This is a genomic window from Waterburya sp. (assembly GCF_058530065.1).
Genome location: NZ_JBZNBU010000007.1, coordinates 1 through 5477 on the forward strand (window position 1 = coordinate 1; position 5477 = coordinate 5477).

Sequence of the window (5477 nt, forward strand, 5' to 3'; positions counted from 1 at the left end):
ATCTTACGATTTAGGAATGTCTCCCACAGAAATTATTCAACAAGATATTAAAAGTATAGCTTTGCAAGAACGAGATTTAGAATATGCTCTCTGTCAATCTGCTTTAATTACTTAATAACTAATAACCAATAACTAATATCTAATATCTAATATGGTTCGAGTTGTTCTGGTTAACCCAGAGATCCCCCCCAATACTGGCAATATAGCCCGTACTTGTGCTGCTACAAAAACAGAATTGCATTTAGTTGCTCCCTTGGGCTTTGAAATAAGCGATCGCTATTTGAAACGAGCGGGACTAGATTATTGGCCTTATGTAGATCTCCACTATCACGAGAATATAGCTGCTTTTTGGCAGCACCGCAGTCAGAGAGGGGGAAGAATGATTGGTTTTAGCGTTCGAGGAACTAGCAATTATCTTGATTGTAATTATCAAGAGACTGATTGGTTATTGTTTGGCAAAGAAACCGCAGGCTTATCTCCTGAAGAAGTAGCGGCTTGTGATAAATTAGTCCGCATTGATATTGTCGAGCCTAATGTCCGCAGTCTCAATCTTTCTGTTAGTGTTTCGGTAGGTTTGTTTGAAGCAATTCGACAAACAAGATAACGCTGTGCCTAAGTAATAAGTAATAAAAATTTTTCAGATTGTTGAAATCACAGTGGAAGTGAAAAGTTTTTTTTAAGATCCAGTAATAGTTTTCGTAGATAAATATTTATTGATGCTGGATTTTGAATTTCATCCTTCTTTTAAGAAAGCTATTTATTTAGCCATAGTTCAATACAAATGGGCAATTATTTTATTACCTACAATATTATTAGTTTGTTCGGTTCGAGCCTTCAATTTATCACAATTATTGTTGTCGATTTTTTTAATTTTTGTGTTGTGTGGCTATGTGACTGTAGATTTTTGCAATCGAGGTCTAGTAATTTTCCATCCTCAAGGCTTAGAAGGATATTCTTTTGGTTTTTTAGGTACTTCCAATCATTATTTATTTTGGGATGAAATAGAATTGGTCGAGCCTTATCGTTATTTTGGATTGCCTTTTTTATTGGTTAAATATCATAGTGCATCAACTCCTTTATGGTTGCCGTTATTCCTAAAATATCAAATTAAACTAAATCTTTTAATTTTAGAAAGCACTCCTCAAGATAATCCTTTACATATAGCATTAGTAACTGAAGGATTTTTTAAACGAGTTCCTTGGTATAGTCAAGTCAAAAAACATCAAAGCGATCGCTATATTTTAGAATCTGCTTATAGTAATAAAATTTATAATTGTAGAAATAAGTTTTTTTTAACAACTTTGCCTTGGTTGGCACTATTACTAATTTTAAATTTATTAATTTTTCTGCCCGAAATACGTCGGGAAAATATTTTAGGCGATCGCTATTTTTATCAATTTACTTTATATTTTGTTATTACTTGGATAGCTTTTATTTTTATTTTATGGCAATTGGGCGTTAAACATTCCTATTTAGCGATTAAGGATGAAGGCATAGAAATATTTAAAATGTTACTTGGCAATCACAACAAAAGTTTTCTTCCTTGGGACAAAATAGAGCGAGTAGAGCGGTTGAGTTGGGGAATATGCGATGAATTTAGATTCTATTTAAAAGAACCAATTCGTGGGATTAATTTTATTCCTTTTCAGATTCATTTCCTAAATCTCACTAAACTTAGAAGAGTTGTTATGAATCAAACTTCTTTAGATAATCCCCTGCAACAAGCAATAATTAAATATTTTTAAAACAACTATAGTCATTTTAAGTAGGAAATATATGAAATAATAAAGATTAAATTTTCAAACTATTGTTTGGGAGATAATTCACACCATCAATTTGCGGCAACGGAATTTGTTTAAGGTGAAGATTAATTAGAATGACTATCAAAACTCCCACAAAACTAGTACCTCAAAGCAAGCGTTGGCAAATAATTCCCCAAAGTTGGCGTTTTTTGCTGATAATAGTCTTGATTATTGGCATATCATTTCGTTTTGCCAATCTCGATCGCAAAGTTTTTTGGTTGGATGAGATTAAAGCTGTATATAAAATTTCAGGTTATGAATATGCAGAATATCAACAAAAATTTAACGGTCAAATCATCAGTCCTCAAGATTTTCAAAAATTTGGAGACCCCAAATCCGAATCAACTATTGGCGATGTGGTAAGTATTTTAACCAAAGAGGATGCTAAACACGTACCTTTATATTTCATAATTTTAAGGTCGTGGGTCGATCTTTTTGGCAATTCCATCACAGCAATTAGAAGTCTATCTGCTATATTTGGAGTTTTGACAATTCCTTGTATGTACTGGCTATGTGTAGAATTATTCGATTCTTTATTGGCTGGCTTACTTGGGGCAGCACTAATCTCCATATCTCCTTTTTTTGTTTTATACGCTCAAGAAGCACGTCCTTATAGTTTGTGGACGGTTACAATTTTAGGTACGAGTTGGTTGCTTTTACGAGCAATGCGTCAGCCCAGTACATTTAATTGGGGAGCATATACATTAGGCTTAATATTGTCAATTTATACTCATACTCTTTCTGTATTGGTCGTTTTAAGTCATGGTATTTATCTGGTTTGTACCCAAGGATTACGCTTGAGTAAAGTATTAATTAATTATTTAACTGCTATTTTAATAGGCAGTATAACTTTTTGGTTTTGGTTTCGTTATATTCTGATTAATCAGGAAAAATTAGTTGATTCAGTTGAATGGCATGATATTACTATTTCTTTTTCTTCTTTAGTAAATTGGTGGATTGTTAATCTGAGTAGAATTTTTTGTGATTTTAATGCTACCTATAATGTTAAAACAGATTTTAATAGCTTTTATAATTTTTTCTCTATCTTTACAATAACAAGCTTATTTATATCTATTGTATATTCTATTTATTATCTAATTATATATAGCAATCCAAACATAAAATGGTCGATTTTAACAATTATTACTATTCCAGCTTTGGCTTTAGCCATACCAGATATTTTATCGGGTGGAATTCGTTCGACCGCTTCTAGATATCTAGTTCCTTCTTATATAGGAATTTGTTTATCTGTTACCTATTTACTAAGCAGTAAAATTAGTTCTCAATCTCATAAATTGTGGTGGCAAAAAACATGGGTATTCATAACAATATTATTGATAATTAGTGGTATCTTATCCTGTAGTTTTATTTCTCCCCAGATAACCTGGTGGAATAAATATATGAGTTCTGAATTACCTCAAATAGCAAAAGTTATCGATCGAGTAGATAGTCCTCTGGTGATTATAGATAGTCATGGATGGTCTCAAGATAATGGATTATCTCTCAGTTATTTTCTCGATTCAAAAGTTAAATTACAGTTATTGTCAGAGCCAAAACTATTAGAAACACCTCAAGATTTTCAAGATATCTTTTTGTTTGCACCATCTGAAGCTTTATTAAATAAAATAAGAGAAAAACAAGAATTTCAGTTAGAACAAATTTCTCCGATGCTGTTTACTTCTAATAGCCTATTCAAAGTTTACCAATGACATTTAAAGTTTAATCATCGATCGCCAGTAAATCATAAATGTTCCAGGAAAAGTTAGCCACAGGAATTGTCTATTTAGTAGGTGCGGGGATTGGGGGAGAAGAATATTTAACAGTCAAAGCCCAACAACTACTAACTCAAGCAGAAGTAATTATCTATGATGCTTTAGTAGCAGAGGAATTACTCGATCTCGCTTCAGAAGCTTGTTTGAAATTATGCGTTGGCAAACGTGGGGGAAAAGCTAGCACTCCCCAAGCAGAAATAAATTCCTTGTTGGTGACTTATTGCCTTCAGGGAAAGTTAGTAGTGCGCTTAAAAAGTGGCGATCCGTTTATCTTTGGACGGGCTAACGAAGAAATTAGAGCATTACAAGCAGCTAAGTGTAATTATCAATTAATTCCTGGCATCTCTTCTGCTTTGGCAGCTTCTTTATTAGCAGATATTCCCCTAACCGATAAAGAATTAAGTCGCTGTTTTGCAATTCTTAGCGGACATCAACCAGAAAAACTAGATTGGTCGGCTTTAGCCAAGATAGACACTTTGGTAATTCTGATGGGAGGGCGTTCTTTAAAGACCATAGTTAAGAACCTAATTAACTATAAGCGATCGCCCGAAGAACCAGTAGCCATTATTCGCAATTGTGGCAGAAACAATATGGAAACTTTTCGGGGTACTTTAACCGATATAGTAGAAAAAACTACAGGAATTTCTCTTTCTCCTGCCGTCATTGTCATTGGTGAAGTCGTGAAACTCTCTCAAGAATCCTCTCTATCTCTTCCTCTCAAAGATCGAACTATTTTAGTGACTCGTGCCGAGTCTCAGTCGAGTAAATTTACTACCATGCTGGAACAACAAGGGGCAAAGGTGGTAGAAATGCCCGCTTTAGCTATTACTCCTCCTTCTAGTTGGCAAGATTTAGACAATGCGATCGCAACTTTAAAGGAGTTTCAGTGGTTAATTTTGACTTCTGCCAATGGAGTCAATTATTTTTTCGATCGCCTGTACGCTTTGGGTAAAGATACTCGCGCTTTAGGGGGAGTTAAAATTGCCGTGGTGGGCAGGAAAACTGCTTCGGTTTTAGAGAAAAAAGGTTTAAAACCCGATTTTATTCCCCCAGACTATGTAGCAGATTCCCTCGTCGCTCATTTCCCCGAAACCCTAGCAGGACAAAAAATCTTATTTCCCAGAGTAGAATCTGGCGGAAGAGAAGTATTAGTCAAAGAATTGTCCAGTCAAGGGGCGACGGTAATTGAAGTTGCTGCCTATCAGTCTCAATGTCCTCAAGCGATCGATCCCCAAGCCTGGGAAGCTTTAACACAACATCGCATCGATACCATCACCTTTGCCAGTTCTAAAACAGTCAAAAATTTCTCTCACTTACTCAAACAAAAATTAGATTCGACCGAGGCAATAAATTCCCTCTTAAAAGATGTTTGCATTGCTTCCATTGGGCCTCAAACTTCTCGAAGTTGCCAAGAATTATTGGGTAGATTCGATCTTGAAGCCCAAGAATATACTTTAGAGGGATTAACTTCAGCAATCGTACAAAACTAATGTTCCCTAATCAAAACATCTTCTACTATAGTGTTTGGTGTTGCTGGAGGTGCAAGACGATCGTCATTACGATTAAGGTCAAAAACGTCACAATACTGGCGAGTAATGATCTTTGGTGTAAAGTTGGCGATCGCATACTTGCGTCCTGCCTGACCCATCTCAACTGCCAATTCTGGTTGTTTGGCTAAATTAAGTATAAAGTCTGCTAATTCCTGACTGCTTTGATTGTTGAAAGCAACCCCACATCCTGCATCGTTAATTATTTGACGCAGATAAGAATGGGGTTCGCAAATTGCTGCGATCGCTTTTCCCGCAGCCAGAATGCCATAAAGCTTACTGGGGGCGACAACTCCTTCCATCCCTGGAGCAATCGAGACTAATGCCAAATCGCAAGCAGTGAGAGAATAGGGTAA

General features: G+C 35.4%; 4 protein-coding genes and 1 pseudogene. 4 read left to right on the forward strand and 1 reads right to left on the reverse strand.

Annotated features, from left to right (window positions below):
- Positions 1-151: 151 nt before the first annotated feature.
- The 4 genes from AC33VI_RS00360 to cobA all read left to right on the forward strand — a co-directional run bounded on the left by AC33VI_RS00360 (position 152) and on the right by cobA (position 5064).
- Positions 152-604, forward strand: a complete 453-nt coding sequence (locus AC33VI_RS00360; RefSeq protein WP_491780286.1) for a tRNA (cytidine(34)-2'-O)-methyltransferase — start codon at positions 152-154, stop codon at positions 602-604.
- A gap of 112 nt (positions 605-716) precedes the next feature.
- Positions 717-1745: a hypothetical protein gene (locus tag AC33VI_RS00365; RefSeq protein WP_491780287.1), complete on the forward strand. Its 1029-nt coding sequence runs from the start codon at positions 717-719 to the stop codon at positions 1743-1745.
- 131 nt (positions 1746-1876) lie between these two features.
- On the forward strand, positions 1877-3511 hold the full coding sequence (locus tag AC33VI_RS00370; protein ID WP_491780288.1) for a glycosyltransferase family 39 protein: 1635 nt from the start codon (positions 1877-1879) through the stop codon (positions 3509-3511).
- Positions 3512-3549: 38 nt separating this feature from the next.
- Positions 3550-5064: a uroporphyrinogen-III C-methyltransferase gene (gene cobA, locus AC33VI_RS00375; protein WP_491780289.1), complete on the forward strand. Its 1515-nt coding sequence runs from the start codon at positions 3550-3552 to the stop codon at positions 5062-5064.
- Here the strand turns inward: cobA and AC33VI_RS00380 are convergent.
- Positions 5061-5477, reverse strand: a pseudogene (locus tag AC33VI_RS00380) (glycosyltransferase WbuB); the annotation flags it as partial. The gene cobA and the pseudogene AC33VI_RS00380 overlap by 4 nt on opposite strands.

What these genes read in the sequence shown, in the direction of transcription:
- cobA (WP_491780289.1), top strand. Translation starts at nt 3,550, where the DNA reads ATGTTCCAGGAAAAGTTAGCCACAGGAATTGTCTATTTAGTAGGTGCG.
- AC33VI_RS00365 (WP_491780287.1), top strand. Translation starts at nt 717, where the DNA reads ATGCTGGATTTTGAATTTCATCCTTCTTTTAAGAAAGCTATTTATTTA.
- AC33VI_RS00370 (WP_491780288.1), top strand. Translation starts at nt 1,877, where the DNA reads ATGACTATCAAAACTCCCACAAAACTAGTACCTCAAAGCAAGCGTTGG.
- AC33VI_RS00360 (WP_491780286.1), top strand. Translation starts at nt 152, where the DNA reads ATGGTTCGAGTTGTTCTGGTTAACCCAGAGATCCCCCCCAATACTGGC.